Origin of the sequence: Aminobacter sp. NyZ550 (genome assembly GCF_025628925.2) — a bacterium.
Lineage (GTDB): Bacteria > Pseudomonadota > Alphaproteobacteria > Rhizobiales > Rhizobiaceae > Aminobacter > Aminobacter ciceronei.
In genome coordinates this window covers 86,646-110,724 of sequence record NZ_CP114190.1, presented here as the reverse complement: position 1 = coordinate 110,724, position 24,079 = coordinate 86,646, and the positions used below count along the sequence as shown (strand labels likewise).

Below are 24,079 nucleotides of genomic sequence, written 5' to 3'. Positions count from 1 at the left end.
TTGTGCCGGAGTTCCAGCAGAACTCCGGCACGCCAGACTGCAAAAAGACAGATGCCAGACGACATCAGGGACAAGGAATCCAGGCCTTCGCCGGACGCGCTGCTTGAGACAGCCGAGCGTGAAGGACGCGGCCGTCTGAAGATCTTCCTCGGTGCCGCCCCCGGCGTTGGCAAGACTTACGAGATGCTGATGTCGGGCCGCGCCCGCCTTGCCGACGGCATTGACGTTGTCATCGGCGTCGTCGAGACTCACGGCCGCCGCGAGACCCAGGCACTGGTCGAAGGCTTCGAGGTCGTCCCGCGCAAGGCAGTCGACTACAAGGGGCGTACCCTCGAAGAGATGGACCTCGATGCCATCATCGCGCGCCGGCCGGCGCTCGCACTTGTCGATGAACTCGCCCACACCAATGCGCCCGGCAGCCGCCATCCCAAGCGTTATCTCGACGTCCAGGAGCTGTTGAGCCAGGGCATCGATGTCTACACCACGCTCAACATCCAGCATGTCGAGAGCCTCAACGACATCGTCGCCCAGATCACCCGCGTCACCGTGCGCGAGACGGTACCTGACTCCATCATCGATCGCGCTGACGATGTCGAGATCATCGATCTCACGCCCGACGACCTGATCAAGCGCCTGCACGAGGGCAAGGTCTATGTACCGTCCACGGCGCGCCGCGCCATCGAGAACTATTTTTCGCCCGGCAATCTGACCGCTCTGCGCGAATTGGCACTGCGCCGCACCGCCCAGCGCGTCGACGAGCAGTTGCTGACCCACATGCAGGCCAACGCCATTGAGGGGCCGTGGGCGGCCAGCGATCGCGTGCTGGTTGCCGTTGACGAGCATCCGCGCGGCGCCTCGCTGGTTCGTTATGCGCGCCGCCAGGCCGACCGCCTGCGTTGCCCATGGGCGGCACTCCATGTCGAGACATCGCGCTCGGCCAATCTGCCCGACGCCGACAAGGACCGGCTCGCCGCGACCATGCGCCTTGCCGAGCAGCTTGGCGGCGAGGCGATCACCATTCCCGGCCAGTCGGTGGCTGCAGACATCGTCCGCCATGCCGCCACCCACAACTTCACCCACATCGTCGTCGGCAAGCCGGCTAAGTCGCGCTGGCGCGAGTATTTCGAGGGCTCGGTTACCCACGACCTGATCCGCTATGCTGGCAACATAAGCGTTCACGTTACGTCTGGCGTCGAGCCGGACGCGGCACTTGCTTCGCAGAGTGTGAAGACGGCCACTCCACGGCGGCGCTTCGACCCATGGCCTTATCTCACGGCGGGACTGCACGTTGTCGGCGCGCTTGTCGTCGGCATTGCGCTGCGGCAATTCCTCGACGTTCGCAACATCGCACTGGTCTTCCTGATGGCCGTGCTGAGCTCGGCGGTCACGCTTGGCCTTTGGCCGGCATTGTTTGCCTCGGTGCTCAGCGCGTTCGCCTATAACTTCTTCTTTTTGCCGCCGCTCTACACGCTGACCATCGCCGATCCTGAAAGCGTGGTCGCGCTGGTGTTCTTCCTCATCGTCGCGGTCATAGCCTCCAACCTGACCGGCCGTGTCCAGCGTCAGGCCGCCGCCGCCCGCGAGCGCGCCCGGATGACCGAGGACCTCTATCTCTTCTCCAAGAAGCTCGCCGGCACCGGCACGCTCGACGACGTGCTCTGGGCCACCGCCTTCCAGATTGCGTCGATGCTCAAGGTCCGCGTCGTGCTGCTGCTGCCCGAGGAGGGCACCATCGCCGTCAAGGCCGGCTATCCGCCCGACGACACGCTCGTCGACGCCGACATCGCCGCTGCCAGATGGGCCTGGGAACACAACCGTGCCGCCGGCCGCGGCGCCGACACCTTGCCCGGCGCCAAGCGCCTCTATCTGCCGCTGCGCACCGGTCGTATGGCTGTCGGCGTCGTCGGTCTCGACAACGATCGCCAGGGCCCGCTTTTGACGCCCGAACAGCAGCGCCTGTTCGATGCGCTGGCCGACCAGGCGGCGGTTGCCATCGAGCGCATCCAACTCGTCGCCGATGTTGACCGCGCCAGGCTTGCCGTCGAGGCTGACAGGCTGCGTTCGGCGCTGCTCACCTCGATCTCGCACGACCTCAAAACCCCGCTCGCCAGTATCATGGGCGCGGCCGGTGCGCTGCGCGAGTTTGGTGTGTCTTTGCCCGAGGAGGGCAGGGCGGAGCTTGTCTCGACGGTGCTCGACGAATCCGAACGCCTCAACCGCTTCATCGCCAATCTGCTCGATATGACCAAGATCGAGTCGGGCGCGATGGAGCCCAATTCGGCGCTGCATTATGTCGGTGATATCGTCGGCTCCGCACTTCGCCGCGCGGCCAAGATCACCGTGCAGCACAAGACCGAACTCGACATGCCGGCCGATCTGCCGATGCTGAAGCTCGATCCGGTGCTGTTCGAGCAGGTGCTGTTCAACCTGCTCGACAATGCCGCGAAATATGCGCCCGAAGGCTCGACGATCCGCATCCGCGGCTGGGCCGACGGTGCGACGGTTGCGATTCAGCTCATGGACGAGGGGCCCGGAATTCCGCAGGCTGATCTGGAGCGCGTTTTCGATACGTTCTATCGCGTCCGCAAGGGCGACCATGTACGCGCCGGCACCGGCCTTGGCCTGTCGATCTGTCGTGGTTTCGTCGAGGCGATGGGCGGCACAATCATAGCCTCCAACCGCGCCGATCGGCCCGGCGCGGTCTTCACCATCACCATGCCGGTGCCGGCCGAGCGACCAAATATCACCGGGCCTGCCCTGGGCGGATCAAATCAGGACGGAATTGCATGACCAACGCGTCGGTGAAGATCCTGATCGTCGATGACGAGCCGCCGATCCGCAAGCTGCTGCGGGTCGGGCTTTCGACGCAGGGCTATGCCATCTCCGAAGCACCGGCCGCCAAGCCGGCGATGCTCATGGTCAGGGCCGAGAAGCCGGATCTCATCCTGCTCGATCTCGGCCTGCCCGACATGGGCGGGCACGATCTGCTCGCTGCCTGGCGGCGCGAGGGCCTTCACGTGCCTGTGATCATCCTGTCCAGCCGCACCGACGAGGCCGGTATCGTCAAGGCGCTCGAACTGGGTGCCGACGACTACGTGACCAAGCCATTCGGCATGAACGAACTTGCCGCCCGCATCCGCAACGCCCTTCGCCATAGGCTGCAGCAGCAGGGTGAAAAGCCGGTGTTCCAGACCGGCGAGCTGTCGGTCGACCTGGTCAAGCGCATCGTCAGGCTTGGCAGCCAGGAGGTGAAGCTGTCGCCCAAGGAATACGACATCCTGCGCGTTCTGGTGCAGCACGCCGGAAAGGTGCTCACCCACCGCTTCTTGCTCGAGCATATCTGGGGCGGCTCGGCCGACGTGCAATATCTCCGCGTCTATGTCCGCCAGCTCCGCCAGAAGATCGAAAAGACCCCCGACGAGCCGCAATACATCACCACAGAAACCGGCGTCGGCTACAGACTGCGCGAACCTGATTGACCGCAGACGTTGGGCTTCGCCTCGAGGCTTGCTTGAACGCGCCCGCGTCTTGAAGCAAGAGCAGGACCTAAGCCGCCCTTGCCACGCCCCTGCGGCCGCCCAGCAGGCGGTCGATGCTGACGAGCGTGACGGCGATGATCAGGAAGGCCGCGGTCAGCAATACGATGCTGGCCGTAAGCTGCGTGAGGTTCAGCGCTTCCGGGTTGAGGAACCAATAGGCGTACCAGCCATCGGCGGCACCCCTGGCAAAGGCATAGCCGCAATAGGCCAGCGGCGGCACCGCCGCCCATAGCGCATCCCGCCATTTGAGCCCGCCATGATCCCAGACGAGCCAGGTCAGGAAAAACAGTACCGGTGTTACGTCATGCAGCGCATGGTCGGCAACGGCCTGCCAGCCGGTCGGCTGCCAGATCGCCCTGAGCAACACCGAATAGACAAGCCCGCCGAACACGATCGCCGCCGCCGTCACCAGCCGTGAGCGCGCCCCGGCGAACCGCCCGCCCGGATCAAGCACCAGCGCCGTCGCCACCACCGCCGCCATCAAGTTCATGATGATCGTGAAGAAGCCGAAGAACCGCCAAACCGCAGCAAGGATCGACCCGCCGTCATTGACGGCCTGGGTAATCAGCAGCGTGAGCTGCAGGGCGAGGGCGGCCCAGGCAGCGATAGCCGTGACGAAGGCGAGGCCGCGGCGGAGGGGCAATGGAGCTTTCCTGCAAGGCTGATTTCCGCCGCCAAGCTACATCAACGCGCCATCAGCGCAATGTACCGGCAACGGTTCCGGCCATCGCAGCATCTCCCTGCCAACGAAAATCGCCCCCTCCGCTGAACGAAGGGGGCGAAACATCAAACTCAGAAAACGCCGCGATCAGACGTCCAGATTGGCCACGCTGAGGGCGTTCTCCTGAATGAAGTCGCGGCGCGGCTCGACCTCGTCGCCCATCAGGCGGGCAAACAGCGCGTCGGCATCGGTGGCGTCATTGACCTTGACCTGCAGCAGCGAGCGCACGTTCGGGTCGAGCGTCGTCTCCCACAGCTGCTCGGCGTTCATTTCGCCCAGGCCCTTGTAGCGCTGCATGGTCAGGCCCTTGCGGCCCGAGGCGAAGACGGCGGTCAGCAGCGCCAGCGGCCCTGCCAGGGTCTCCGAATTGTCCTTGCGGCGCAGCACCGGCGGCTGCGAATAAAGCTCGGTAAGGCGTGCAGCATAACGGTCAAGCGCGCGCGCGTCGGCCGAGTTGATCAGCGCCATGTCGAGGTGGATGCTTTCCTTGACGCTGCGCAGCGTGCGTTCGAAGACATAGCCGCCCGAACCGTCATTGCTGGTCGCGATCTCGCCCGTCCAGCCGCGCTCGATGTCTTCCGAGATGAGGTCGAGGCGCTGGGCGATTGTTTCGGCCATTGCCTTGGCGCGGCCGAGATCGTTGAAGATGTCGGGGTTGAGCGCGCCGGCGATCGCCGCCTGCTCGACCACCGGCCTGGAATAACGCGTATGCAGGCCGTCGATCAGCGTGCGCACGCCAAGCGCGTCGGCCACGGCCGTACGCAGATCCTGACCGGTCCGCACCTCGCCCGATGCAAGCGTCAGCGACGCCTCGTCGAGACCGACATCGACAAGGTAGTCCTCAAAGGCGCTTTCGTCCTTCAGATACTGCGAGCTCTTGCCGCGCGTCACCTTGTAGAGCGGCGGCTGGGCGATATAGAGGTGGCCGCGCTCGATCAGCTCCGGCATCTGGCGGAAGAAGAACGTCAGCAAAAGCGTACGGATATGGGCGCCGTCGACGTCGGCGTCGGTCATGATGATGATCTTGTGGTAGCGCAGCTTGTCGGCGTTGAACTCGTCCTTGCCGATCGAGGTGCCGAGCGCGGTGATCAGCGTGCCGATCATGTCAGATGACAGCATACGGTCGAAGCGCGCACGCTCGACGTTCAGGATCTTGCCGCGCAGCGGCAGGATCGCCTGGTTCTGGCGCGAGCGGCCGCTCTTGGCGGAGCCGCCTGCCGAGTCACCCTCGACGATGAAGATTTCGGACTTGGCTGGATCGCGCTCCTGGCAGTCGGCCAGCTTGCCGGGCAGCGAGGTGATGTCGAGCACGCCCTTGCGGCGGGTCAGCTCCCGCGCCTTGCGCGCTGCTTCGCGCGCCGCAGCGGCCTCAACCACCTTGGCGATCAGCGTCTTGGCTTCGGTCGGGTGCTCCTCGAGCCAGGTGCCGAGTGCTTCGTTGACCAGGCTCTCCACCACCGGACGAACCTCGGAGGACACTAGCTTGTCCTTGGTCTGCGACGAAAACTTCGGATCGGGAACCTTGACCGAAAGCACCGCCGTCAGGCCCTCGCGGGTGTCGTCTGCGGTGATCGAGACCTTTTCCTTCTTCGAAATGCCCGAGGTTTCGGCATAGCCGGTCACCTGGCGCGTCAGGGCACCGCGGAAGCCGGCAAGGTGTGTGCCGCCGTCGCGCTGCGGGATGTTGTTGGTGAAGGCCAGCACGTTCTCGTGGTAGCTGTCGTTCCACCACATCGCCACTTCGACCGTGATGCCGTCGCGCTCGGCACGGATGGCGATCGGTGCCGCGATCAGCGGCTTCTTGGCGCGATCGAGATACTTCACGAATTCGATCAGGCCGCCGTCATAGAGCAGCTCCTGCACCTTCACGTCGGCATGGCGCTTGTCGGACAAGACGATGCGCACGCCCGAATTCAGGAAGGCCAGCTCGCGCAGGCGATGCTCCAGCGTGCTGTAGTCGAAATCCACCATGGTGAAGGTGTCGGACGAGGGCAGGAAGGTCACTTCCGTGCCGGTCTCGTCGCCGGCCTGTCCCACCACCTTCAGCGGCGCCACGGCATTGCCGTGGCTGAAGGTCATCTCGTGGATTTCGCCCTTGCGGCGGATTCTGAGCTTCAGCCACACCGACAATGCGTTGACGACGGACACGCCGACGCCATGCAGGCCGCCCGACACCTTGTAGGAGTTCTGGTCGAACTTACCGCCAGCATGCAGCTGCGTCATGATCACCTCGGCGGCGGAAACGCCTTCCGAAGGGTGGATATCGGTCGGAATGCCGCGGCCGTTGTCGGTCACGGTCACCGATCCATCGGGATTGAGTGACACCGTCACCAGCGTGGCATGGCCTGCCAGCGCCTCGTCGATCGCGTTGTCGACGACCTCATAGACCATGTGGTGCAGGCCCGAGCCGTCGTCAGTGTCGCCGATATACATGCCTGGGCGCTTGCGGACGGCATCCAACCCCTTCAAAACCTTGATGGAATCTGCGCCGTACTCGGCTTCTGCGCCGGGAAGGTTCTCGGACTGGTCGCTCATGAAAAACTTTCGTCTGACTGCCGCAGGAGGACGCGGCAAAATCGGCCCCGAATCGCACGCCCGTTGGTGCCCCAGATATAGGCGTTAAGTGTGGTTTTTCCAAGTTTTACCGGGCTTTTGCGAGGGGATAACGCCATGCCGCGTGGCCTTGCGGCGCCTCGTCCTCCGGCTTGATGGTTCGGCCCATCTGCGCTGCCTGCAGCGCGTCCCGAAAACGAGTACAGGCCGTAGTTTACGTGAGCCAAATGCCGACACACTGCTACCGGAAGCCGATCGACGGCGGCATGTTGGCGATGCAGCCGTGGAAGCCGCCGATTGTTGGCAAACTGGCGAAACTATGTGATTTCTCGTCCGTTCATGTAGGCGGAGTTTGGAACAAACGCCGCGCTGGTGCATTCAGGCTCATCAATAATGTTGTCCCACTTCAGTCTGACACGGTGGGGCCTACTTTTTGCCGGCCTACACTTTTCACAACAGATTTCAGCCGAGAAAATTCTCATCCATGCCGACCACAAGACCATTGAAGGCCGACGACAAGGTTTCCAATCCGATCGTTTCAGGTGAGCTGGCCGGGCTCATCGAGGCCTTGGACTGGACGTCTACGCCGATCGGCCCGATCGGTTCTTGGCCGGCAGTCGTGCGCATGACGATCCGCATCATGCTGGCATCGGCAATGCCGATGTGCCTGCTCATCGGCCGCAAGGGCGTGATGATCTACAACGACGCCTATCGCGACATCGCGGGCGCGAGGCATCCGGCCTGCCTCGGCACTTCAGTCTTTGACAGCTGGCCCGAGGTCGCGCAGTTCAACCGTACCGTCATCGACCGCATCTTCGAGGGTGAAACGCTGACCTACGAGGATCAGGAACTGGTGCTGTGGCGCAATGGTGCCGCCGAACGCGTCTGGCTCGAGCTCGACTACAGTCCTTTGCTCGACGACGACGGCGAGGCGGTTGGTGCATTTGCGATCCTGGCTGAAACCACCAAGCGCGTACGTGCCGAAAAGGCACTCGCCCGCAGCGAGGAGCGCCTGTCGCTGGCGCTCGAGGCGTCGGGCATCGTCGGTGCCTGGGAACTCGATCTGACCAGCCGGATCGTCACAGCCGACGCGCGTTTCGCCGAGATGTTCGGCGTCGGCCTCGCCGAAGCCGAACAGGGCATTTCGGCTGAAGGCTTCTTCAGGCGCATCCATCCCGCCGACCGGGACTTCGTCGCGCGCAAGACCGATGAGGCAATCGCCAATCGCGGCGGATTTCGGGCCGAGTATCGCCTCGTCGACGACGATGGCGGTATCCGTTGGGTGCTTGCCACCGGCAAGTTTTTCGAAACCGTCGGCGGCAATCCGCGTCTGCCGGGCGTCGTCATCGACATCACCGAGCGCAAGGCGGTCGAGGCGGCGCTGGCGGCAAGCGAAGCCGGCTTCCGCACGCTTGCCGACACCATGCCGCAGATGGTTTGGTCGACCAGGCCCGACGGTTTCCATGATTATTACAATGCGCGCTGGTACGAATTCACCGGCATGCCGCTCGGTTCGACGGATGGCGAGGCATGGGCAGGTATGTTCCATCCCGACGACCAGGACCGCGCCTGGGAGTTGTGGCGCCATTCGCTCGCCACCGGCGAGCCCTACCAGATCGAGTACCGGCTGCGTCATGCCAATGGCGAATACCGCTGGACACTGGGTCGGGCGCTGGCCATCCGCAACGAGGCCGGCGAGATCATCCGCTGGTTTGGCACCTGTACCGACATCCATGAAACCAAGCAGGTTGCCGAGGAGCGCGAGATCGTCGCGCACGAACTCAGCCACCGCATCAAGAACATCTTTTCGGTTCTCAACGGCATCATCAGCCTGTCGGCGCGGTCCCATCCTGACATCAAGCCCTTGGCCGACCAACTCAGGCAGCGCATCAGCGCGATGGGCAAGGCGCATGATTTTGTCCGGCCGCACAGCCGGGCATCGCGGCCGCAGAACAACCAGTCTTCGCTGCGCGCCCTGGTCGAGCTTCTGCTCGCTCCGCATGTCGGCGACGATTCCGGCCGCTTTACCTTCCACGGTGACGACGCCACCATCGACGACGGCGCGGCCACTCCGCTTGCGTTGCTGTTTCATGAGCTTGCCACCAATGCGGCGAAATATGGCGCCTTGGCGGAGGCCGATGGCCGCGTGGTCATCGACGCTGTTCTGAGCGGCGACAAGTATCGCATGGTCTGGAAGGAAACGGGTGGCGCGCCAGTTTCGGGTCCGCCCGCCGACGAAGGTTTCGGCAGCCGCCTGATCACACTCAGCGTCCAGGGCCAGCTTGGCGGCACGCTGCAGCGGCGCTGGAAGGCGGATGGGCTCGAAGTGGAACTGACGATGCCGGCAGCACAGCTCAGCCGTTCGGCAACGTTGCGGCGCTAGAGCGACGACAAAGGGCGCAACGGCTTCGGCCGGAGCGCCCCTGATGATGTTGAGACGTCGCGTTTTCGTCAGGCGGTTACGCCAAGTCCGTCCTCGCGGTCATTGCAATTATCCGCTCCAAACAGCTTCAGCCGCGTTGGCGGTTCGGCGGCAAGGCGGTGTCGGCGCGCCACTGCATATCGTACCGCTTCAGACAATTCTTCGTCCATCACCGGCTTGGGAAGCACGCCGATCGTGCCGGGAACGCCGTCGCCCAGTTGCGAAGGGTTGGCGGTGATGAATAGCACCGTCACGCCGAACTGTTCGGCAAGAATCTTGCCCAGTGAAGGGCCGGTAGGACCATCCCGCAAATTGAGGTCAACAAGCGCTATTTCGGCATGCCGCGCCAAGTCGAGGGCACTCGCCGAGTCCATGGCGATGCCGATCGGGTGGTGTCCTAGCTCTTCGAGCATGCTCTCAATTTCGGTGGCAACGAAGATCTCGTCTTCAACCACCATCACCTTGCAGTTCATCATGTCACTCTACACGCGTATTCCCTGTTGATTGGTTGCATGGGCCAAACGTCACCGTCAGCGATAGGTTGCATGCCAGGGGGGTGAATTTCCGCAAAGACAATGTTCGTCGCCTCAATTGTGGTCCTGACGCAACGACGTGGTCAACCGACACGGAGCGGCTTCAGCGCTTCGCTCCAGCGGAACAGTTCGTTGAGCATCGTCTTGGCGCTGTCGTCGATCAGCGCGTTCGACTTGAACTCGCCATCCTCGGCGAGGTGCTGGGTGAAAGCGGGGATGGCGATCGCCTCGGGGATCGGCATGATCTTCAGCGTCGTCAAAAGCATCTTTTCCGACTGCACGGCGCGCAGGCCGGCAGAGACGCCGCCATAGCTCAGGAAACCGGCCGGCTTGTAGTTCCACTCGCGCGCCAGATAGTTGACGGCGTTCACCAGCGCAGGCGCGGCGAAGAAATTGTACTCCGGCGTCACGAACACGAAGGCGTCGCCGGCCTTGATCGCCTCGGACCACTTCTTCGTATGCTCGTTCTCGTACTGACCGAGCCTTGGGTGTCTGGGCTCGTCGAAGATCGGCAGGCCGAAGGCCTCGATGTCGGTGATGACGGGTTCGAATTTGCCATGCTCGCGCGCATAGGCATAGAGCCAGCGGGCGAAAACGGGTCCGACGCGGCCGGGGCGGGTGCTGGCCACGACGATATTGAGCTGGTGTTTCAAGATTTCAGTCCTTGGCAGGTAAGGGACGGTATCAAAAGGTGACTGGCGGGAAATAGTCGCTTGGACCCCGCCATGGCAAGAAGGCACCTCGAGGTAACCCGGTCACATCTCGGTCATCGTCCCGTTCCGCCGCATGGACGTGCCCACTCTCCATGCCTACATTCCACGGATGAGGCACATTTGATGGACACAAGACCCGAACCCTTCGTCCCGCCCGCGCCGACGCCGCGCACCACGCCGCCGTCGACGCTGGAGATGATGCGCATCGTCTATCGCAATCCGCTCGAGCTGTGGGGCGAGCCGTCCTACAACGAGCCCTGGATCTCGGTGAACGGCGTCGGCGGTCCGCTGGTCATCGCCAACGATCCCGGGCTCATCCGTCACGTGCTGGTCGACAACGCCAGAAACTACAAGATGGCGACCGTGCGCCAGATGATCCTGCGACCGATCCTGCGCGATGGTCTGCTTACCGCCGAGGGCGACGTCTGGAAGCGTTCCCGCAAGGCTATGGCCCCGGTCTTTACCCCGCGCCACATTTTTGGTTTCGCCCAGCCGATGCTCGCCCGCACCCTCGACTTCGTCAAACGTTACGAGGACGCCTCAGGCACCGTCGATGTTGCCCACGACATGACCATGCTGACCTACGAGATTCTGGCCGAGACGCTGTTTTCGGGCGAGATCGCGGGCGAGGCCGGCAGCTTCGCCCACGAGATCGACCGGCTGTTCGAGACCATGGGTCGCGTCGACCCGCTCGACCTGTTGCGCGCGCCCGAATGGCTGCCGCGCCTCACCCGCATCCGCGGGCGCAAGACCATGGCCTATTTCCGCAAGATCGTCACCGACACGGTGGCGATGCGCAGCGACAAGCTGGTGCGTGACGCAGCCGGCGCGCCCGAGGATTTCCTGACCCTGCTCTTGCGTGCCGAAGGCCCCGATGGCCTGTCGCGCCAGGAGATCGAAGACAACATCATCACCTTCATCGGCGCCGGCCACGAGACCACGGCCCGCGCGCTCGGTTGGACCATCTACTGCCTCGCCGAGGCGACCTGGGAGCGCGACCGCATCGAGCAGGAAATCGACGCAGTGCTGGCGCGCGAGCCCGATCCTGTCAGATGGCTCGACGCCATGCCGCTCACCCGCGCCGCTTTCGAAGAGGCCTTGCGCCTCTACCCGCCGGCGCCGTCGATCAACCGCGAGCCGATCGCCGAGGACGAATACAAGGGCTTCAAGATCCCGCGCAAGGCGCAAGTGCTGGTCATGCCCTGGACGGTCCACCGCCACCGCAAACTCTGGGACAAGCCGGACGCGTTTCTGCCTGAGCGTTTCCATCCCGAAAACCGCGACAGGATCGACCGCTACCAGTATTTGCCCTTCGGCGCCGGTCCGCGTGTCTGCATCGGTATGAGTTTCGCCATGCAGGAAGCCATCATCGCGCTCGCCATCCTGCTCTCCCGCTTCCGCTTCGACACAACTGACGAAACCAGGCCCTGGCCGGTGCAGAAGCTGACCACCCAGCCGCAAGGCGGCCTGCCGATGCGGGTGACGCGGCGGTGACAGCATCTTTCTCCCCGTTTGAGGAGGGGCGGCGCGACGCTCGGCAGAGCCATGTCAGTGTCGCTCGACGCCGCCTTCCCACAAAGAGAGGACGGGGAATCCGGGAGCACCACATGGAGGCTGACATGAACGACAGCGCCGTCCTCGTCCGCATATCAGGCCGCGTCCAGGGCGTCAGTTTCCGCATCTGGACGCAGCGCGAGGCCCGTCGCCTCGGCCTGAACGGCTGGGTCCGCAATGAGCGAGACGGCTCCGTCAGCGCCTTGATCTCAGGTCCTGAAGAGGCAGTAACCTCGATGCTGGATGCGTTTTGGCAAGGGCCGCCCGGCTGTGAAGTCCGCAGCGTGGTTCAGGAAACGGCCAGTCCTGCCGACGCTTCCGCCGGCTTCAACATCACCGCTTGACCAACGCAACCGCGCCGACTGGCGCTTCCTCTCCCCCTGTCGAGGGGGAAAGTGGTACGCACAGCGGGTGGTGCTTAGGGGCGGCTGTTCAGCGTACTGCTCGCCAACATCACGCCTTCACGAAAGGCTCGACAGTGCCCTTGAGCTTGATGGTGATCGGCTCGCCGAAGCGGTCCTTGGACTTGCCGGCCGGCACACGGATCCAGCCTTCGCTGACGCAATACTCGCTGACGTCCTGGCGCTCTTTGCCGTTGAACATGATGCCGACGCCAGCCTCCAGCGCCTCTGCGTTGAAAAAGGGACTGCGCGGGTCGTTGCTCAGGCGGTCGGGCAGGGACATTGCCATCTCCAGTAACTAGGGCGCCCCCTGGGCGCGAACCTCGTGCCCGCATCGCGAGCTTTGCGAGGCCTGTTAAGGGCAATGGCGGCAGGCGTAAAGAGCCAACGGCTGCTCGAAGCTCAGTTCCGCCCCTGGAAGGCGTTCTCGACATGCACCGGCCAACGACGCGGCAGCACCGCCACCATGTCGAAACGCACCGAAAGCTTGCCATAGTCGGGCTGTCGCGCGAGCCACAAATCGGCAGCGCCCTCGATGCGCCGTTCTGACCCATAGGCGACGGCCTCCATCGCCTCGACCAGCGTTCTACGCGCCTTCACCTCGACGATCAGCACCAGGTCGCCGCGCCGCGCGATCAAGTCGATCTCGCCGAGCTTGGTCTTGTAGCGGCGAGCGACGATCCGATAGCCCTTGAGCATCAGCGCAAGCGCGGCCAGCCATTCGCCGCGATGGCCGCGGCCCAGTGCCTTCTGCCGGGTGCGCCGGTCAGTCACCGGATCCTTCCCGGAGCTCCAGCAATCGGCGATAAAGCGCCGGTTTCTGCTGGCCGGTCATGCGCGCGGCTTCCGCTGCCGCCTTCGACGCCGGCATCTCCTTGGCCAGCGACAGCAGGAGCTTGTCGACGTCGTCGGCCGTCTCGGTCCGTTCCGCGGGTGGCGCAACACAGATGACGATCTCGCCCTTCGGCGTGTCGGCCGCAGCATAGTGCGCGGCGAGTTCGGCCAGCGTGCCGGTGCGGATTTCCTCGAAGGCCTTGGTCAGTTCGCGCCCGATCGCTGCCTGGCGCGCGCCCAACACATCGGCCATGGCTTCAAGGGTGTCGGCCACCCGTCGTGGCGATTCAAAAAAGATCAGCGTGCCGGGCACGGTCCTTACCTCTTCGAGCCGCGTCCGCTTCTGGCCGTCCTTGACCGGAAGGAAGCCGCCAAAGAAGAACGCATCCGAAGGTAGTCCCGAGGCGGTCAGTGCCGCCAGCACAGCCGAGGCGCCGGGGATCGGCACGACGCGAATGCCGCGCTCCTGTGCTTGCCCGACAAGGCGAAAACCCGGATCGGAAACCAGCGGCGTTCCCGCGTCCGATACAAGTGCTACGCTGCGACCGTTTTCCAGTGCCTCGATCAGCCGCGGCCCGGCTTCGCCGGCATTGTGCTCGTGATAGGCGGTCGGCCGCTGGCGGATGCCGTAGCGGTCGAGCAATACGCGGGTAACACGCGTGTCCTCGCAGGCGACATGGTCGGCGCCGGCCAGGGTCTCCAGCGCGCGCAGGGTGATGTCGCCGAGATTGCCGATCGGCGTCGCCACCAGATAGAGCGCAGGCGTCAGCGGCCGCGCCGCGATCTCGGTCTGTCCGATGACATAGACCCGCTTGTTTTCGTTGTTCTGCACGCCGCCTCGCTTTCACCTTCTCCTTGGCATGGTCCGGTCCGGCTTGCAAAAGGATGTGATCGATTCTGCCATGGCTTTGCCACAGTGCGGGAAGCAAATCGCCGCCGCGGATCGGAACAGAGCGATTCGTGAACAGAGGCAATCGTACCGGCCATGCCCCATCGTTTCGACGCCTTCATCTCCCGCCTCGACGCCGCCACCAAGGCGGCTCCACCCTCACGCCTTGTAGGCGACCAGCACCGCACCCGCCGCGATCAGCGCGACGCCGAGCCAGTTCGCCGTGCCAAGTCGCTCGCCAAGGAAAATGACGCCAAACACCGCGACAAGAACGACGCTTAGCTTGTCGATCGGCGCCACCTGCGCCGCGTTTCCGAGCTTCAGCGCGCGGAAGTAGCACAACCACGACGCCCCCGTGGCCAGCCCGGAAAGCACGAGGAACAGATAGGTCTTGCTCGAAATCTCGCCGAGCGGCTGGAACTGCCCGGTGGCGGCAATGATTGCGCCGAGCACCAGAAGGATCACCACAGTCCTGATCAGCGTCGCGAAGTCGGAATTGATGTTCTCGATGCCGACCTTGGCGAATATCGCCGTCAGCGCCGCGAAAGTGGCTGAGAGAATGGCCCAGAACTGCCAGGAATCTAGGGCTGAATTCATGTTGGCTCCGTTGTTCTGATCTCTTGGCTGCTGGATCGTTGCTTGCCCATGCTGTACCGGACGCCTGAAAATTTCGAAATCGGGCTGATACCATGGCGACGCACAAGACCTATTCCATCTCCGATCTTCGCGACAGGCCGGATTTCGCTGATGACGTCGCCGACCGCATCTGGAACGCCTGGTGGCGTCAGGACGGCCACGAACGCGCCTTTATCAGGGGCCTCGTCGACGAGAATTTTGCCTCGACCGGCCTGCCGCAGGCGTTCGTCGCCCATGACGGCGACACCTTTCTCGGCACCGCTCACCTGATAGACAACGATCTCGAATCGCGGCCGCAATATTCGCCCTGGGTGGCCGCCGTCTGGGTCGACGAAACCGCCAGGAGGTCCGGCATCGGCGCGGCTCTTGTCCAGGCCGGGGCGGACGCGGCGTTCGGGCAGGGTTTCGACACCGCCTATCTCTGCGCCAAACCTGCCGTCTCCGCCTTCTACGAGCGCCTCGGCTGGCAGCGCATCGAGGAAGATGTCGAGGGGCTCAACGTTTTTTCGATGAAGCGTGGTGCCTGATCGGCCTTAGCGCAGGTGCCCCGGCACCCGCTCTTCCAGCAGCGTCACCAGTGCCGGGTCCATGAAAGCGTAGTCTTCGGGAATATCGAGGCAGACGACGCGCGCCTTCAGCGACCTGCGGAATTTCTTCTGTAGCTTGGTGCGGTGGGCCTTTTCCATCACGAAGATGATGTCGGCCCACACCACCAGTTCCGCTGTCAGCGGGTTCTCGGCATCGTGGTTTGTGCCAGCCGAGTCGACTTCTATGTCGCGCCGGGCGGCAAACACCTGCTCGGCCGTCGGGCTGCGCAACCTGTTCTGGCTGCAGACGAAGAGCACGTTCTTCATCGCAGTCCCCGCCTACCGCGCCAGGTCGGCCACGACGGCGTCCAGCACGATCATGCCCTCAGGCGTCGCGCGCAAGCGCGAATTGCCGATCGGTGCCACCAGCCCTTCGCCCTGCAGGATCGACAACCGTGCCGAAGACAGCGACTTGCCGGATAACTGCTCGTAGCGGGCGAGGTCGATGCCCTCGACCAGCCTGAGGCCCATCAGCAGGAACTCGTCGGCCTCTTCCGAGCGTGTCAGCGTCTCGCCGCCGACCACGCCATGGCCACGTTGCTCGACCAGTTCGACCCAGCGTTCCGGCAGCTTCTCGGCGATGGTGACGATGCGCGTGCCGTCCTCCAGGAAGCGGCCATGGGCACCGGGGCCGACGCCGACATATTCGCCGTAGCGCCAGTAGGTCAGATTGTGCCGGCTCTCGGCGCCCGGTTTGGCGTGGTTGGAGATTTCATAGGCCGGCAGGCCATGCGCCGCCGTTACGTCCTGGGTGATGGCGTAGAGCTCCGCCGCGTGCTCGCCGTCGGGGATCTCGAACTTGCCGGCATTGTAGAGCTGGAAGAAGCGCGTGCCTTCTTCGATTGTCAGCTGGTACAGCGACAGATGGTCGACGGCATAACCGATCGCCTGCTTCAGCTCCGCCGCCCAGGCATCCGGCTTCTGGCCGGGTCGGGCATAGATCAGGTCGAAGGACAGGCGCGGAAAAATCTCGCGTGCCAGTCCGATCGCATGCAGCGCCTCCTCGACATTGTGCAGCCGCCCGAGGAAGCGCAAATCCTGGTCGTTCAGCGCCTGCACGCCAAGCGAGAGCCGGTTGACCCCAGCAGCGCGATAGCCGCGGAAGCGCTCGGCTTCCACCGACGACGGGTTCGCCTCGAGCGTGATTTCAGCACTATCTGCGATCGTCCAGTTGGCAGCGATCGCCTCCAGCACGGCGCCGACCGTCTCGGGCCGCATCAGCGACGGCGTACCGCCGCCGAGAAACACGCTCGTCACCTCGCGCGGCCCGGTGCGGGCGCGCATGTTTGCTAGTTCCGTCGAAAAGGCGCGGGCAAAGCGCTCCTGGTCCACCGGCTGGTGGCGGACATGGCTGTTGAAGTCGCAATAAGGGCATTTGGCCGCGCAGAACGGCCAGTGCACATAGACGCCGAAGCCGGGGTCGCGGCTGAGCGACGCAAATGCCATCAGGCCGAACCGAGCATGGCACGGGCGAACTTCTGGAAGGCGCGGGCCCGGTGCGACAGTGCGTCGGCCTGGCCCGGCTTCCAGCCGTGCTTTTCGTCGGCGCTCATCTCGCCGAAGGTCTTGTCGAAGCCCTTGGGCAGGAATACCGGGTCGTAGCCAAAGCCTTTTTCGCCGCGCGGCGGCCAGACGAGATTGCCCTCGGCTTCGCCACGGAAATACTCGGCGTGTCCGTCCGGCCATGCCAGGCAGATGACGGCAACGAAGCGGCCGGTGCGCTGCGCGACGGCCTTGGCACCGCGCTCCTGCAGGGCGTCCTCGGTGCGCTGCATTGCCATGGCAAAGTCGCGCGTGCCATCCGGCTTTTCGGCCCAGTTGGCGGTGTAGACACCGGGTGCGCCGTCGAGCGCGTCGACCACCAGCCCTGAATCGTCAGACATGGCCGGCAGGCCGGTCGCGGTCGCCGCGGCCAGCGCCTTGATGTAGGCGTTTTCCTCGAAGGTCGTGCCAGTCTCGTCGGGTTCGGGCAGGCCGTATTCCTTGGCCGACTTGGCCCCGATGCCGAACGGCGCCATCAGGTTGGCGAATTCGCGCAGTTTGCCGGCATTGTGGCTGGCGATCACGATCTCATTGTCGGCAAGCTTGCGCATCAAAGGCCCCATAGTTTCGGCTCGGCGATCTCGAGCGAATTGCCACTGGGATCGCGGAAATAGATGGAACGGCCGCCATTGGGCCATTCGAAATCGGCTTCGATGGCTATACCCTCGCCTTCGAGCCGCGTCTTCCAGTCCTCGACTTCTTCGGCCGTGCCGGCAAAGCACAGATGCCCCGGGCCTGACGTACCATGCGGCGGCACCGGCAGCCTGGCATCGGGCTTCGGTGGCTGCCGCGTCGCCTCGGCGTAAAAGAGCAGAAGCACGCCCTGGCCGCAGCGGAAGAACACATGCCGCCCCGGCACCTTGGCGATCCGCTCCAGTCCCATCACCTCGCCGTAGAAGTTTTCTGCGGCATCGAGGTCGGTGACATAGAGCGCGGATTCGAGGATCGCCGAGGGCTGCATGGCGAGAGCCTCAGCCCACCGCCATCTTCTGCAGGTCGACCAGACGCGCAATGCCCTTGCGGGCGAGGCCCATCAGCTGCAGGAACTCTTCCTCCGAGAACGGCGTACCTTCGGCGGTGCCCTGGATCTCGACGATGCCGCCCTTGCCGGTCATGACGAAATTGGCGTCGGTGCCGGCCGAGGAATCCTCGAGATAGTCGAGGTCGATGACCGGCTGCCCATCATGGATACCGCAGGAGATCGCCGCGACATGGTCCTTCAGCACCTTGTCGATGCTGACCATCTGGCGCGCTTCCATCCAGCGCAGGCAATCGTACAGCGCGATCCACGCGCCGGTGATCGAGGCCGTGCGGGTGCCGCCATCGGCCTGGATGACGTCGCAGTCGACGGTGATCTGGCGCTCGCCGAGCGCCTGCATGTCTACCACGGCCCGCAGCGAGCGGCCGATCAGGCGCTGGATTTCCAGCGTGCGGCCGCCCTGCTTGCCGGAAGAGGCTTCGCGGCGCATGCGTTCGCCGGTCGAGCGCGGCAGCATGCCGTACTCGGCCGTCACCCAGCCCTTGCCGGTGTTGCGCATCCAGCCCGGCACCTTCTCTTCAAGGCTCGCCGTGCACAGCACATGGGTGTCGCCGAACTTGACTAGGCACGAGCCTTCGGCGTGCTTGGAGATGTTGCGCTCGAAGGAGATGGCGCGCATTTCGTCGAACTGGCGTTTGGAGGGGCGCATACGGCTACTTTCTATGGCGAAATCGGAAATTGTTGCCGGCTTGTAGCCCCATGGCCGGACCAGCGCAAAGGAAAACCGGTTCCGTGGCTGGAGCTGTTGTGTTCGCGGCCATGCGGTCTATATCATTTTGGACGGAGACCATGAAGCAGATGACCAAAGCGGTACCCGATCCCACGCTGCAATCGCTCGATATGCGGTCGCGTGACATCTTCCGGCGCATCGTCGATTCCTATCTCAGGGATGGCGAGCCCGTGGGCTCGCGTAACCTGTCGCGCATGCTGCCGTCGTCGCTGTCGCCGGCGACCGTCCGCAACGTGATGAGCGATCTCGAGCAGCTCGGCCTCGTCTACGCGCCGCACATCTCCGCCGGCCGCCTGCCGACGCAAAAGGGGCTCAGGTTCTTCGTCGACGCCTTCATGGAGCTTGGCGATCTGCCTGACGACGAACGCCGGACGATCGAGGCGCAGGTCAAGGCTTCGGGCGAGGGCGCCACGCTGGAGCACATGCTGACCGAGGCGAGCCAGATGCTGTCGGGCATGTCGCGCGGCGCAGGCCTCGTCCTCGCCGCCAAGAACGAGGTCGCGCTCAAGCACATCGAGTTCATCCAGCTCGAACCGACCAAGGCGCTCGCCGTGCTGGTGTCGCAGAATGGCGATGTCGAGAACCGTGTCGTCGAGCTGCCGCTCGGCGTCACCGTTTCGCAACTGCACGAAGCGTCGAACTTCCTGAATGCCCATATTCGAGGCCGTACCCTTGCCGAGGCCCGGCTGGAGATCGCCCGTATCAAGGACGAGACCAAGGCAGCCCTCGACACGCTGTCGCAGGACCTCGTCGAAAAGGGTCTCGCCGTCTGGGCCGGCGCCGAGAGCGGCCTGCCGGCGCGCCTGATCGTGCGCGGCCGCGCCAATCTGCTCGAAAACGTCACCGCCCAGGCCGACATCGAACTGCTCAAGCACCTGTTCGAGGACATGGAAACCCAGGACGGGCTGATCCAGTTGCTCGACCTCGCCGAGGAAGGCTCGGGCGTGCGCATCTTCATCGGCTCGGAAAACCGGCTGTTTTCGCTGTCCGGCTCGTCGCTGGTCGTCGCGCCCTATCGCGACAAGGACGCTCGCGTGGTCGGCGCGCTCGGCGTCATCGGACCGACCCGGCTCAATTATGCCCGCATCGTGCCGATGGTCGACTATACGGCGCAGCTGATTTCGCGCATGCTGAGGTGAGCTGAAACTGCGGAGAACCGGACCATGGCACTCGAACAGATCAAGGCCCAGATAGCCGTGCTGCTCCAGGAAATGGTCAACCAGCCCGAGGATTCACACGAGTTGCAGGAACAGCTGCGCGAGAAGCTCTCCGAGTTGCGCGCCCAGGGCCTGCCGCTGCCCAAGGACCTCGTCGACCTCGAAAAGCGCCTCGATGACGATTTTTCCGAACAGGAAGAATGAGCAGTCGGGCGATCACGCCCCTTTGCTGGCCTTGTCCTGCTCGCTCCATGTCACCTGCCGGTAGTCGAAGCCATATTCCAGCGTTGGTTTGACGATGCGGAAATAGGGCGACAGGTCGAAGTCGCGCGGCGTGTAGAGCGAGTGGTGGCGGATGTGCATGATCTCCTGGCGCATGTAGGTCGACTGCGCCGAAGCGCGGCCGGGGGCGCGGGTGATCTCGGGCAGGATTGGATAGCGGATCTCACCATAGGCCTGCGCGATCATCGTCGAGCAGATGGCGCGTGTCGGGTCGCCGGAACCGAAGGCCAGCATGCGGCGGCGCCAGCGCACGGGCACCGGCGGCCGCGGAATGAAGTAGCGCAGCATGTCGGTGATGTTCTTGAGGTCGTATTTCAGCCCGAGCCTTTGCACCATGAACCTCACGACATGGTCGCGATCCTCCGGTGACAGGCCGTTGGCCCGGCAGATGCGGGTGTTGTAGGTGCGGTATTTCGACAGCGGCACGGCAACGCAGCCTTCTCCGAGATTGACCTCGATCAGCCGCGGCCGCTCCGATCCGTCCGTCGGCTCTGGCAGCGCGTCGCCGATATAGAGTGCAGAATGCGACCAGGTCGACTGCGTCAGATACTTGATGACGGCCGAAATGCGCTGGTTGCCTTCGATCAGAAGGATGTCGCCGGGCTCCAGCGTTCGCCGCAGCGTGTCCGGGTCGGAAGGTGTGTAAGGCTCGTAGCCGGAGGATTCGACCTGCAGCCGGGAGGCGAGCCAGCGGCCGAGACGGTCGAGCAGGGTGTCGGTCTTTTGCGTCATGACGCACAGGACGTAACATGAGCCGGGCCGGCGATGCCAGCGGGGCAAACAGCTAGTCGGCTTCAGTTTCCGCCACGGTTCCGCCGAGGTCGTCGCGGACCTTCTTGGCCAGCCTGCGCACCGTGCGCCGTGGCTTGTCCTCGAACAGTTCGGCGGCGTCAGCGAGGCACAGCTTGCGCAGCGCTTTCTCCGAGCGCTTGAGCAGCCTGACCAGCTGTTTCGGTTCCAGGCCGTCGAATGGCTTTTCGCCGGCCTCGATCAGCTGGCGCATAACGAACACGTCGTGCAACTCGCCCAGGCTTTCGCCGAGCGCTTCGACGCGCTCGCGGCGCGGCTTGACCGGCGAGGGCCACAGCTTGCGCAGCAGGGACAGGTGTGCGGCATGCCGCTTCACCGCCTTGCGCAGCTCATGAAAATCATCCGCTTCGCCGCGCTCGCGGGATCGCTGCAGCGCCTTGCGCGCCCGCCTCAGCGTCGCCAAGGCGCCGTCGGCCAGGACGTCGGCGGCATTCTCCGGCAGGTCGGGCAGAGCGAGGGACTGCAGCGCTTCGAAACCTGCCTGGCATTCGCCGATTGCCGTGTCGAGGACGGCGTCCAGGCCTGCATCGCCATGGGCTGCCTGCGCGCGATGGCGCACCAGCATGGCGCGGATTGCGATCAGTCCGGCGTCTGCGGCGTACTCGGCGAAATCCTCAGCCAGCCGGTCGATGGTTTCGATCAGCGCGGTCGCCTGCCGTGGTGCCGCGATCGAGGCCGAGATGGCGCGGTAGCGGTCGTTCTCCGCGCGGCAGAAGGCCTCGTCGCCCGGCCACACCAGGTGCAGCAGCGCGCGCAGCGCCTTGAGCCGCCTGCGCGCCTTGTGCAGCGCCTTGTCGGGATTGTCGCGGGCGGTGACCAGATGGGCGGCGATCTTCTCGATCTCTTCGCCGGCGATACGGCGGACCTCGCCGGTAAGCGCCAGGCGCGGATCGATGCGAAAGCTCATGCAACGGCCTCCGGGACCTCGTCGCTGTGGGCGAGCGACGCATTGTAGTAGCGCGGATCGCCGGTCACCTCGCGGCCGAGCCAAGCCGGCAGTTCGGATGCCGGAACATCCTCCGGCGTCTCGAGTTCCGCGATGATCAGCCCCCTCAGTTCGCCTCCGAAAACGTCGATCTCATAGAGGCGGCCACGATGGCTAACATGGTGACGTGTCTTCTCGATGACACGGCCGATGGCAAAATCCATCATCTCCTCGGCCTCGGCGAGGGGCACCTGGTACTCGAATTCGTCGCGCACGCGACCCCTGGAGCCGAATTTCAGGGTCAGCGTCGCCACTTCGCCATCGGAGATGCGCAGCCGCACGGAGCGGCCCGTATTCGAGGCGAGATAGAACTGGCGGATGCGGATCCTGCCTTCGACAAGGCTTCGCCACTCCTGTCCGTTCACCAGGAACTTGCGTTCGACTTCCTTGGCCATGGGCGCCAATAAAGCGCGGCCCGGCAGCCGGTGCAACATTTCATTTGACTTTAATCAATCGATTGATTAAATCACCGAAATGAGCAAGACACGAACCCCGCAAAATCCCTCCGCAGCCGACGCCACCCGCCTGGCTCTGGTGATGGCTGCCCTGAAACTGTTTGGCCGCCAGGGCTTCGACGGCACCTCGACGCGCGAGATAGCCACCGCAGCCAATGCCAATATCGGCTCGATCGCCTATCATTTCGGCGGCAAGGAAGGGCTGAGGCTGGCCGCAGCCGACCATGTCGTGGCGACCATCCAGGCGATCGCCAGCCAGGCGCTCGGCAATACCGGGCTGGCCCAGCCGCAAGTGGTCTCCGCCGAAGAGGCCGAGTCCCAGATCGAGGCGGCGGTGGAGCGTATGGTCGGTTTCATGGTCGCCCGCCCCGAGGCTGGTGAGATCGTCCAGTTCGTGCTGCGCGAGCTGACGACGCCGACCGATGCGCTTGATCGTATCTACAGCGGCGTGTTTGAGCCGGTGCACCGCAGGCTATGTCACCTCTGGGCCGCCGCCACCGGCGAGGAGGCCGAGAGTGAGCGCGTCAGGATCAGCGTCTTCATGATGATCGGCCAGGTCGTCTACTTCCGCATCGCCCGCGCCGCGGTCCTGCGCCGGATGGGCTGGGTCGACATCGGCCCCGCCGAAGTCGGCAAGGTCATCGGCATCGCCAGGGAAAACGTCGCAGTCATCATCGCTGCGCGAAAGGCAGGAAAGCCATGAGTGTTCTGTGTTCCATACCCTTTGCCGCACAGCTGTTTTCGGCCTGTGCCGGCCCGGCACCTCTGGCCGTCGGTTATGTCGAGGGCGACTATGTCCAGCTCGCTCCCATCGAGGTGGCGCAGGTTGAAACCGTCTCCGTCCGCCGCGGCGACCGCGTCGAGGCAGGCAAGCCCGTCGTCACGCTGGAAAGCGGCGACGCCAGGATCGCGGTGACCCAGGCCGAGGCAGCCCTTGCCCAGGCAGAGGCGCAGCTCGCCGACCTCAAGATCGGCAAGCGTCCCGACGAGATCGCCGCCCTCGAGGCAGCCGTGCGCTCCAGCCAGGCCCAGGCCGACGATGCCCAGCGCAGCCTGACCCGTACCCAGGATCTCGCCCGACGTTCGATTGCCACCCAGGCCCAGCTCGACGACGCGACGACCAAGCTCGAGGTCGCCCAGGCGGCCTTTGGACAGGCCACAGCCAATCTCGCCGTCGGCCGCCTGCCGGCCCGCAGCGAGGTGATCAAGGCCGCCGAAAAGCAGGTCGAGCAGGCCCGCTCAGCGCTCGGCCAGGCAGAGTGGCGGCTGTCCAAGCGCACGCTGACCGCACCCGCCGCCGGCCGCATCAACGACGTCATCCGCAATGCCGGCGACACCGCCGGCCCGTCCTCGCCGGTGCTGTCGGTGCTGCCCGACGGCGCGGTCAAGCTGACCTTGTTCATCCCGGAGCGCGCGTTTTCCTCCGTTCATGTCGGCACCCGCCTTGCCGTACGCTGCGACGGCTGCGCCGACGGGCTCACCGCCAAGGTCAGCTACGTCTCGCCCGATCCCGAATTCACCCCGCCGGTCATCTACTCGCTCGAGAACCGGCAGAAGCTCGTCTACCTCGTCGAGGCGCGCCCTGAAGGCGCCAACTCGGCGCTGCAGCCGGGCCAGATCGTCGATGTGGCACTGGAGAAGGGAGCAGGGGAGTAAGGCAGTAGGGCAGGCCAGGCGCGTTGCAGCCCTGTTGCCCT

General features: G+C 64.4%; 26 protein-coding genes. 10 read left to right on the top strand and 16 right to left on the bottom strand.

The window, feature by feature from the left end:
* The first annotated feature begins 51 nt into the window (after positions 1 to 51).
* Both N7E70_RS00560 and N7E70_RS00555 read left to right on the top strand, forming a co-directional pair.
* Positions 52 to 2,790: a sensor histidine kinase gene (locus N7E70_RS00560; protein ID WP_269441431.1), complete on the top strand. Its 2,739-nt coding sequence runs from the start codon at positions 52 to 54 to the stop codon at positions 2,788 to 2,790.
* Complete coding sequence (locus N7E70_RS00555; protein WP_067954596.1) at positions 2,787 to 3,479, top strand: response regulator transcription factor; 693 nt, start codon at positions 2,787 to 2,789, stop codon at positions 3,477 to 3,479. The genes N7E70_RS00560 and N7E70_RS00555 overlap by 4 nt, the downstream gene beginning before the upstream one ends.
* 67 nt (positions 3,480 to 3,546) lie before the next feature.
* Here N7E70_RS00555 and N7E70_RS00550 read toward each other — a convergent pair whose 3' ends face one another.
* Together N7E70_RS00550 and gyrB are read right to left on the bottom strand one after the other, a co-directional pair.
* Positions 3,547 to 4,182 (bottom strand): Pr6Pr family membrane protein, encoded by a 636-nt coding sequence (locus N7E70_RS00550; RefSeq protein WP_263005137.1) that lies wholly within the window; start codon positions 4,180 to 4,182, stop codon positions 3,547 to 3,549.
* A 165-nt stretch (positions 4,183 to 4,347) separates the two neighbouring features.
* The gene (gene gyrB / locus N7E70_RS00545) at positions 4,348 to 6,795 is read right to left on the bottom strand and encodes a DNA topoisomerase (ATP-hydrolyzing) subunit B (RefSeq protein WP_182573546.1); all 2,448 of its coding nucleotides are present in this window, start codon (positions 6,793 to 6,795) and stop codon (positions 4,348 to 4,350) included.
* A gap of 502 nt (positions 6,796 to 7,297) precedes the next feature.
* Here gyrB and N7E70_RS00540 point away from each other — a divergent pair.
* Entirely contained in the window at positions 7,298 to 9,196 is a 1,899-nt protein-coding gene (locus tag N7E70_RS00540) for a PAS domain-containing sensor histidine kinase (protein ID WP_083948229.1), read from the top strand.
* A gap of 68 nt (positions 9,197 to 9,264) precedes the next feature.
* Here the strand turns inward: N7E70_RS00540 and N7E70_RS00535 are convergent, their stop codons facing one another.
* Both N7E70_RS00535 and N7E70_RS00530 read right to left on the bottom strand, forming a co-directional pair.
* Positions 9,265 to 9,711, bottom strand: coding sequence for a response regulator (locus N7E70_RS00535; protein WP_067954587.1), 447 nt, complete (start codon positions 9,709 to 9,711; stop codon positions 9,265 to 9,267).
* Between the two features lie 140 nt (positions 9,712 to 9,851).
* Positions 9,852 to 10,421 (bottom strand): NADPH-dependent FMN reductase, encoded by a 570-nt coding sequence (locus N7E70_RS00530; protein ID WP_263005130.1) that lies wholly within the window; start codon positions 10,419 to 10,421, stop codon positions 9,852 to 9,854.
* Between the two features lie 183 nt (positions 10,422 to 10,604).
* Between N7E70_RS00530 and N7E70_RS00525 the strand changes: the two genes are divergently transcribed.
* Entirely contained in the window at positions 10,605 to 11,975 is a 1,371-nt protein-coding gene (locus tag N7E70_RS00525) for a cytochrome P450 (protein ID WP_067954584.1), read from the top strand.
* Positions 11,976 to 12,100: 125 nt separating this feature from the next.
* Positions 12,101 to 12,379, top strand: coding sequence for an acylphosphatase (locus N7E70_RS00520; protein WP_246340567.1), 279 nt, complete (start codon positions 12,101 to 12,103; stop codon positions 12,377 to 12,379).
* A 109-nt stretch (positions 12,380 to 12,488) separates the two neighbouring features.
* On the opposite strand, the gene N7E70_RS00515 is transcribed toward N7E70_RS00520, so the two are convergent.
* From N7E70_RS00515 to N7E70_RS00500, 4 genes are all read right to left on the bottom strand, one after another.
* Positions 12,489 to 12,719 carry a DUF3297 family protein gene (locus N7E70_RS00515; protein WP_067954580.1) on the bottom strand — a complete coding sequence of 77 codons (231 nt, stop codon included), beginning with the start codon at positions 12,717 to 12,719 and terminating at the stop codon, positions 12,489 to 12,491.
* Between the two features lie 119 nt (positions 12,720 to 12,838).
* The gene (locus N7E70_RS00510) at positions 12,839 to 13,210 is read right to left on the bottom strand and encodes a YraN family protein (RefSeq protein ID WP_067954578.1); all 372 of its coding nucleotides are present in this window, start codon (positions 13,208 to 13,210) and stop codon (positions 12,839 to 12,841) included.
* On the bottom strand, positions 13,203 to 14,102 hold the full coding sequence (rsmI, locus tag N7E70_RS00505) for a 16S rRNA (cytidine(1402)-2'-O)-methyltransferase (RefSeq protein ID WP_182573542.1): 900 nt from the start codon (positions 14,100 to 14,102) through the stop codon (positions 13,203 to 13,205). Before rsmI ends, N7E70_RS00510 begins: the two co-directional genes overlap by 8 nt.
* Before the next feature lie 216 nt (positions 14,103 to 14,318).
* Positions 14,319 to 14,756, bottom strand: coding sequence for an EamA family transporter (locus N7E70_RS00500; protein WP_067954574.1), 438 nt, complete (start codon positions 14,754 to 14,756; stop codon positions 14,319 to 14,321).
* Positions 14,757 to 14,848: 92 nt separating this feature from the next.
* Here N7E70_RS00500 and N7E70_RS00495 point away from each other — a divergent pair, with 92 nt between their 5' ends.
* Positions 14,849 to 15,322, top strand: a complete 474-nt coding sequence (locus N7E70_RS00495; protein WP_154384694.1) for a GNAT family N-acetyltransferase — start codon at positions 14,849 to 14,851, stop codon at positions 15,320 to 15,322.
* Positions 15,323 to 15,328: 6 nt separating this feature from the next.
* On the opposite strand, the gene N7E70_RS00490 is transcribed toward N7E70_RS00495, so the two are convergent.
* The 5 genes from N7E70_RS00490 to rph are packed head-to-tail and all read right to left on the bottom strand — an operon-like array spanning position 15,329 to position 18,612.
* On the bottom strand, positions 15,329 to 15,649 hold the full coding sequence (locus N7E70_RS00490; protein ID WP_154384695.1) for a low molecular weight protein tyrosine phosphatase family protein: 321 nt from the start codon (positions 15,647 to 15,649) through the stop codon (positions 15,329 to 15,331).
* A 12-nt stretch (positions 15,650 to 15,661) separates the two neighbouring features.
* Positions 15,662 to 16,828 carry a radical SAM family heme chaperone HemW gene (hemW, locus tag N7E70_RS00485; protein ID WP_182573541.1) on the bottom strand — a complete coding sequence of 389 codons (1,167 nt, stop codon included), beginning with the start codon at positions 16,826 to 16,828 and terminating at the stop codon, positions 15,662 to 15,664.
* A complete protein-coding gene (gene rdgB / locus N7E70_RS00480; protein ID WP_154384697.1) occupies positions 16,828 to 17,475 on the bottom strand; it encodes an RdgB/HAM1 family non-canonical purine NTP pyrophosphatase in 648 nt (215 codons plus the stop codon). Before rdgB ends, hemW begins: the two co-directional genes overlap by 1 nt.
* Complete coding sequence (locus N7E70_RS00475; protein ID WP_067954565.1) at positions 17,475 to 17,885, bottom strand: VOC family protein; 411 nt, start codon at positions 17,883 to 17,885, stop codon at positions 17,475 to 17,477. Before N7E70_RS00475 ends, rdgB begins: the two co-directional genes overlap by 1 nt.
* A 10-nt stretch (positions 17,886 to 17,895) precedes the next feature.
* Complete coding sequence (gene rph, locus N7E70_RS00470) at positions 17,896 to 18,612, bottom strand: ribonuclease PH (RefSeq protein WP_067954563.1); 717 nt, start codon at positions 18,610 to 18,612, stop codon at positions 17,896 to 17,898.
* A gap of 149 nt (positions 18,613 to 18,761) precedes the next feature.
* On the opposite strand from rph, the gene hrcA reads away from it, so the two are divergent.
* A complete protein-coding gene (gene hrcA / locus N7E70_RS00465) occupies positions 18,762 to 19,832 on the top strand; it encodes a heat-inducible transcriptional repressor HrcA (protein ID WP_067965763.1) in 1,071 nt (356 codons plus the stop codon).
* Positions 19,833 to 19,856: 24 nt separating this feature from the next.
* Positions 19,857 to 20,054, top strand: a complete 198-nt coding sequence (locus tag N7E70_RS00460) for a hypothetical protein (RefSeq protein WP_067954561.1) — start codon at positions 19,857 to 19,859, stop codon at positions 20,052 to 20,054.
* Positions 20,055 to 20,066: 12 nt separating this feature from the next.
* On the opposite strand, the gene N7E70_RS00455 is transcribed toward N7E70_RS00460, so the two are convergent.
* Genes N7E70_RS00455 through N7E70_RS00445 form a run of 3 tightly spaced genes read right to left on the bottom strand, consistent with a single transcriptional unit; the run spans position 20,067 to position 22,322 of the window.
* Positions 20,067 to 20,864, bottom strand: a complete 798-nt coding sequence (locus tag N7E70_RS00455) for a YiiX/YebB-like N1pC/P60 family cysteine hydrolase (RefSeq protein ID WP_263005108.1) — start codon at positions 20,862 to 20,864, stop codon at positions 20,067 to 20,069.
* Positions 20,865 to 20,916: 52 nt separating this feature from the next.
* A complete protein-coding gene (locus N7E70_RS00450; RefSeq protein ID WP_067954558.1) occupies positions 20,917 to 21,849 on the bottom strand; it encodes a CHAD domain-containing protein in 933 nt (310 codons plus the stop codon).
* Positions 21,846 to 22,322 carry a CYTH domain-containing protein gene (locus N7E70_RS00445; protein WP_263005104.1) on the bottom strand — a complete coding sequence of 159 codons (477 nt, stop codon included), beginning with the start codon at positions 22,320 to 22,322 and terminating at the stop codon, positions 21,846 to 21,848. Before N7E70_RS00445 ends, N7E70_RS00450 begins: the two co-directional genes overlap by 4 nt.
* Before the next feature lie 79 nt (positions 22,323 to 22,401).
* Between N7E70_RS00445 and N7E70_RS00440 the strand changes: the two genes are divergently transcribed.
* Together N7E70_RS00440 and N7E70_RS00435 are read left to right on the top strand one after the other, a co-directional pair.
* Positions 22,402 to 23,085 carry a CerR family C-terminal domain-containing protein gene (locus tag N7E70_RS00440; RefSeq protein WP_263005102.1) on the top strand — a complete coding sequence of 228 codons (684 nt, stop codon included), beginning with the start codon at positions 22,402 to 22,404 and terminating at the stop codon, positions 23,083 to 23,085.
* A complete protein-coding gene (locus N7E70_RS00435) occupies positions 23,082 to 24,038 on the top strand; it encodes an HlyD family secretion protein (protein ID WP_067954551.1) in 957 nt (318 codons plus the stop codon). The genes N7E70_RS00440 and N7E70_RS00435 overlap by 4 nt, the downstream gene beginning before the upstream one ends.
* The last annotated feature ends 41 nt before the right edge of the window (positions 24,039 to 24,079 follow it).

What these genes read in the sequence shown, in the direction of transcription:
- N7E70_RS00460 (WP_067954561.1), top strand. Translation starts at nt 19,857, where the DNA reads ATGGCACTCGAACAGATCAAGGCCCAGATAGCCGTGCTGCTCCAGGAA.
- N7E70_RS00440 (WP_263005102.1), top strand. Translation starts at nt 22,402, where the DNA reads ATGAGCAAGACACGAACCCCGCAAAATCCCTCCGCAGCCGACGCCACC.
- N7E70_RS00500 (WP_067954574.1), bottom strand. Translation starts at nt 14,756, where the DNA reads ATGAATTCAGCCCTAGATTCCTGGCAGTTCTGGGCCATTCTCTCAGCC.
- rdgB (WP_154384697.1), bottom strand. Translation starts at nt 17,475, where the DNA reads ATGCGCAAGCTTGCCGACAATGAGATCGTGATCGCCAGCCACAATGCC.
- N7E70_RS00450 (WP_067954558.1), bottom strand. Translation starts at nt 21,849, where the DNA reads ATGAGCTTTCGCATCGATCCGCGCCTGGCGCTTACCGGCGAGGTCCGC.
- N7E70_RS00475 (WP_067954565.1), bottom strand. Translation starts at nt 17,885, where the DNA reads ATGCAGCCCTCGGCGATCCTCGAATCCGCGCTCTATGTCACCGACCTC.
- N7E70_RS00555 (WP_067954596.1), top strand. Translation starts at nt 2,787, where the DNA reads ATGACCAACGCGTCGGTGAAGATCCTGATCGTCGATGACGAGCCGCCG.
- N7E70_RS00520 (WP_246340567.1), top strand. Translation starts at nt 12,101, where the DNA reads ATGAACGACAGCGCCGTCCTCGTCCGCATATCAGGCCGCGTCCAGGGC.
- rph (WP_067954563.1), bottom strand. Translation starts at nt 18,612, where the DNA reads ATGCGCCCCTCCAAACGCCAGTTCGACGAAATGCGCGCCATCTCCTTC.
- N7E70_RS00490 (WP_154384695.1), bottom strand. Translation starts at nt 15,649, where the DNA reads ATGAAGAACGTGCTCTTCGTCTGCAGCCAGAACAGGTTGCGCAGCCCG.
- N7E70_RS00560 (WP_269441431.1), top strand. Translation starts at nt 52, where the DNA reads ATGCCAGACGACATCAGGGACAAGGAATCCAGGCCTTCGCCGGACGCG.
- N7E70_RS00525 (WP_067954584.1), top strand. Translation starts at nt 10,605, where the DNA reads ATGGACACAAGACCCGAACCCTTCGTCCCGCCCGCGCCGACGCCGCGC.
- hemW (WP_182573541.1), bottom strand. Translation starts at nt 16,828, where the DNA reads ATGGCATTTGCGTCGCTCAGCCGCGACCCCGGCTTCGGCGTCTATGTG.
- N7E70_RS00435 (WP_067954551.1), top strand. Translation starts at nt 23,082, where the DNA reads ATGAGTGTTCTGTGTTCCATACCCTTTGCCGCACAGCTGTTTTCGGCC.
- N7E70_RS00515 (WP_067954580.1), bottom strand. Translation starts at nt 12,719, where the DNA reads ATGTCCCTGCCCGACCGCCTGAGCAACGACCCGCGCAGTCCCTTTTTC.
- N7E70_RS00445 (WP_263005104.1), bottom strand. Translation starts at nt 22,322, where the DNA reads ATGGCCAAGGAAGTCGAACGCAAGTTCCTGGTGAACGGACAGGAGTGG.
- gyrB (WP_182573546.1), bottom strand. Translation starts at nt 6,795, where the DNA reads ATGAGCGACCAGTCCGAGAACCTTCCCGGCGCAGAAGCCGAGTACGGC.
- N7E70_RS00495 (WP_154384694.1), top strand. Translation starts at nt 14,849, where the DNA reads ATGGCGACGCACAAGACCTATTCCATCTCCGATCTTCGCGACAGGCCG.
- N7E70_RS00540 (WP_083948229.1), top strand. Translation starts at nt 7,298, where the DNA reads ATGCCGACCACAAGACCATTGAAGGCCGACGACAAGGTTTCCAATCCG.
- hrcA (WP_067965763.1), top strand. Translation starts at nt 18,762, where the DNA reads ATGACCAAAGCGGTACCCGATCCCACGCTGCAATCGCTCGATATGCGG.
- N7E70_RS00535 (WP_067954587.1), bottom strand. Translation starts at nt 9,711, where the DNA reads ATGATGAACTGCAAGGTGATGGTGGTTGAAGACGAGATCTTCGTTGCC.
- N7E70_RS00455 (WP_263005108.1), bottom strand. Translation starts at nt 20,864, where the DNA reads ATGACGCAAAAGACCGACACCCTGCTCGACCGTCTCGGCCGCTGGCTC.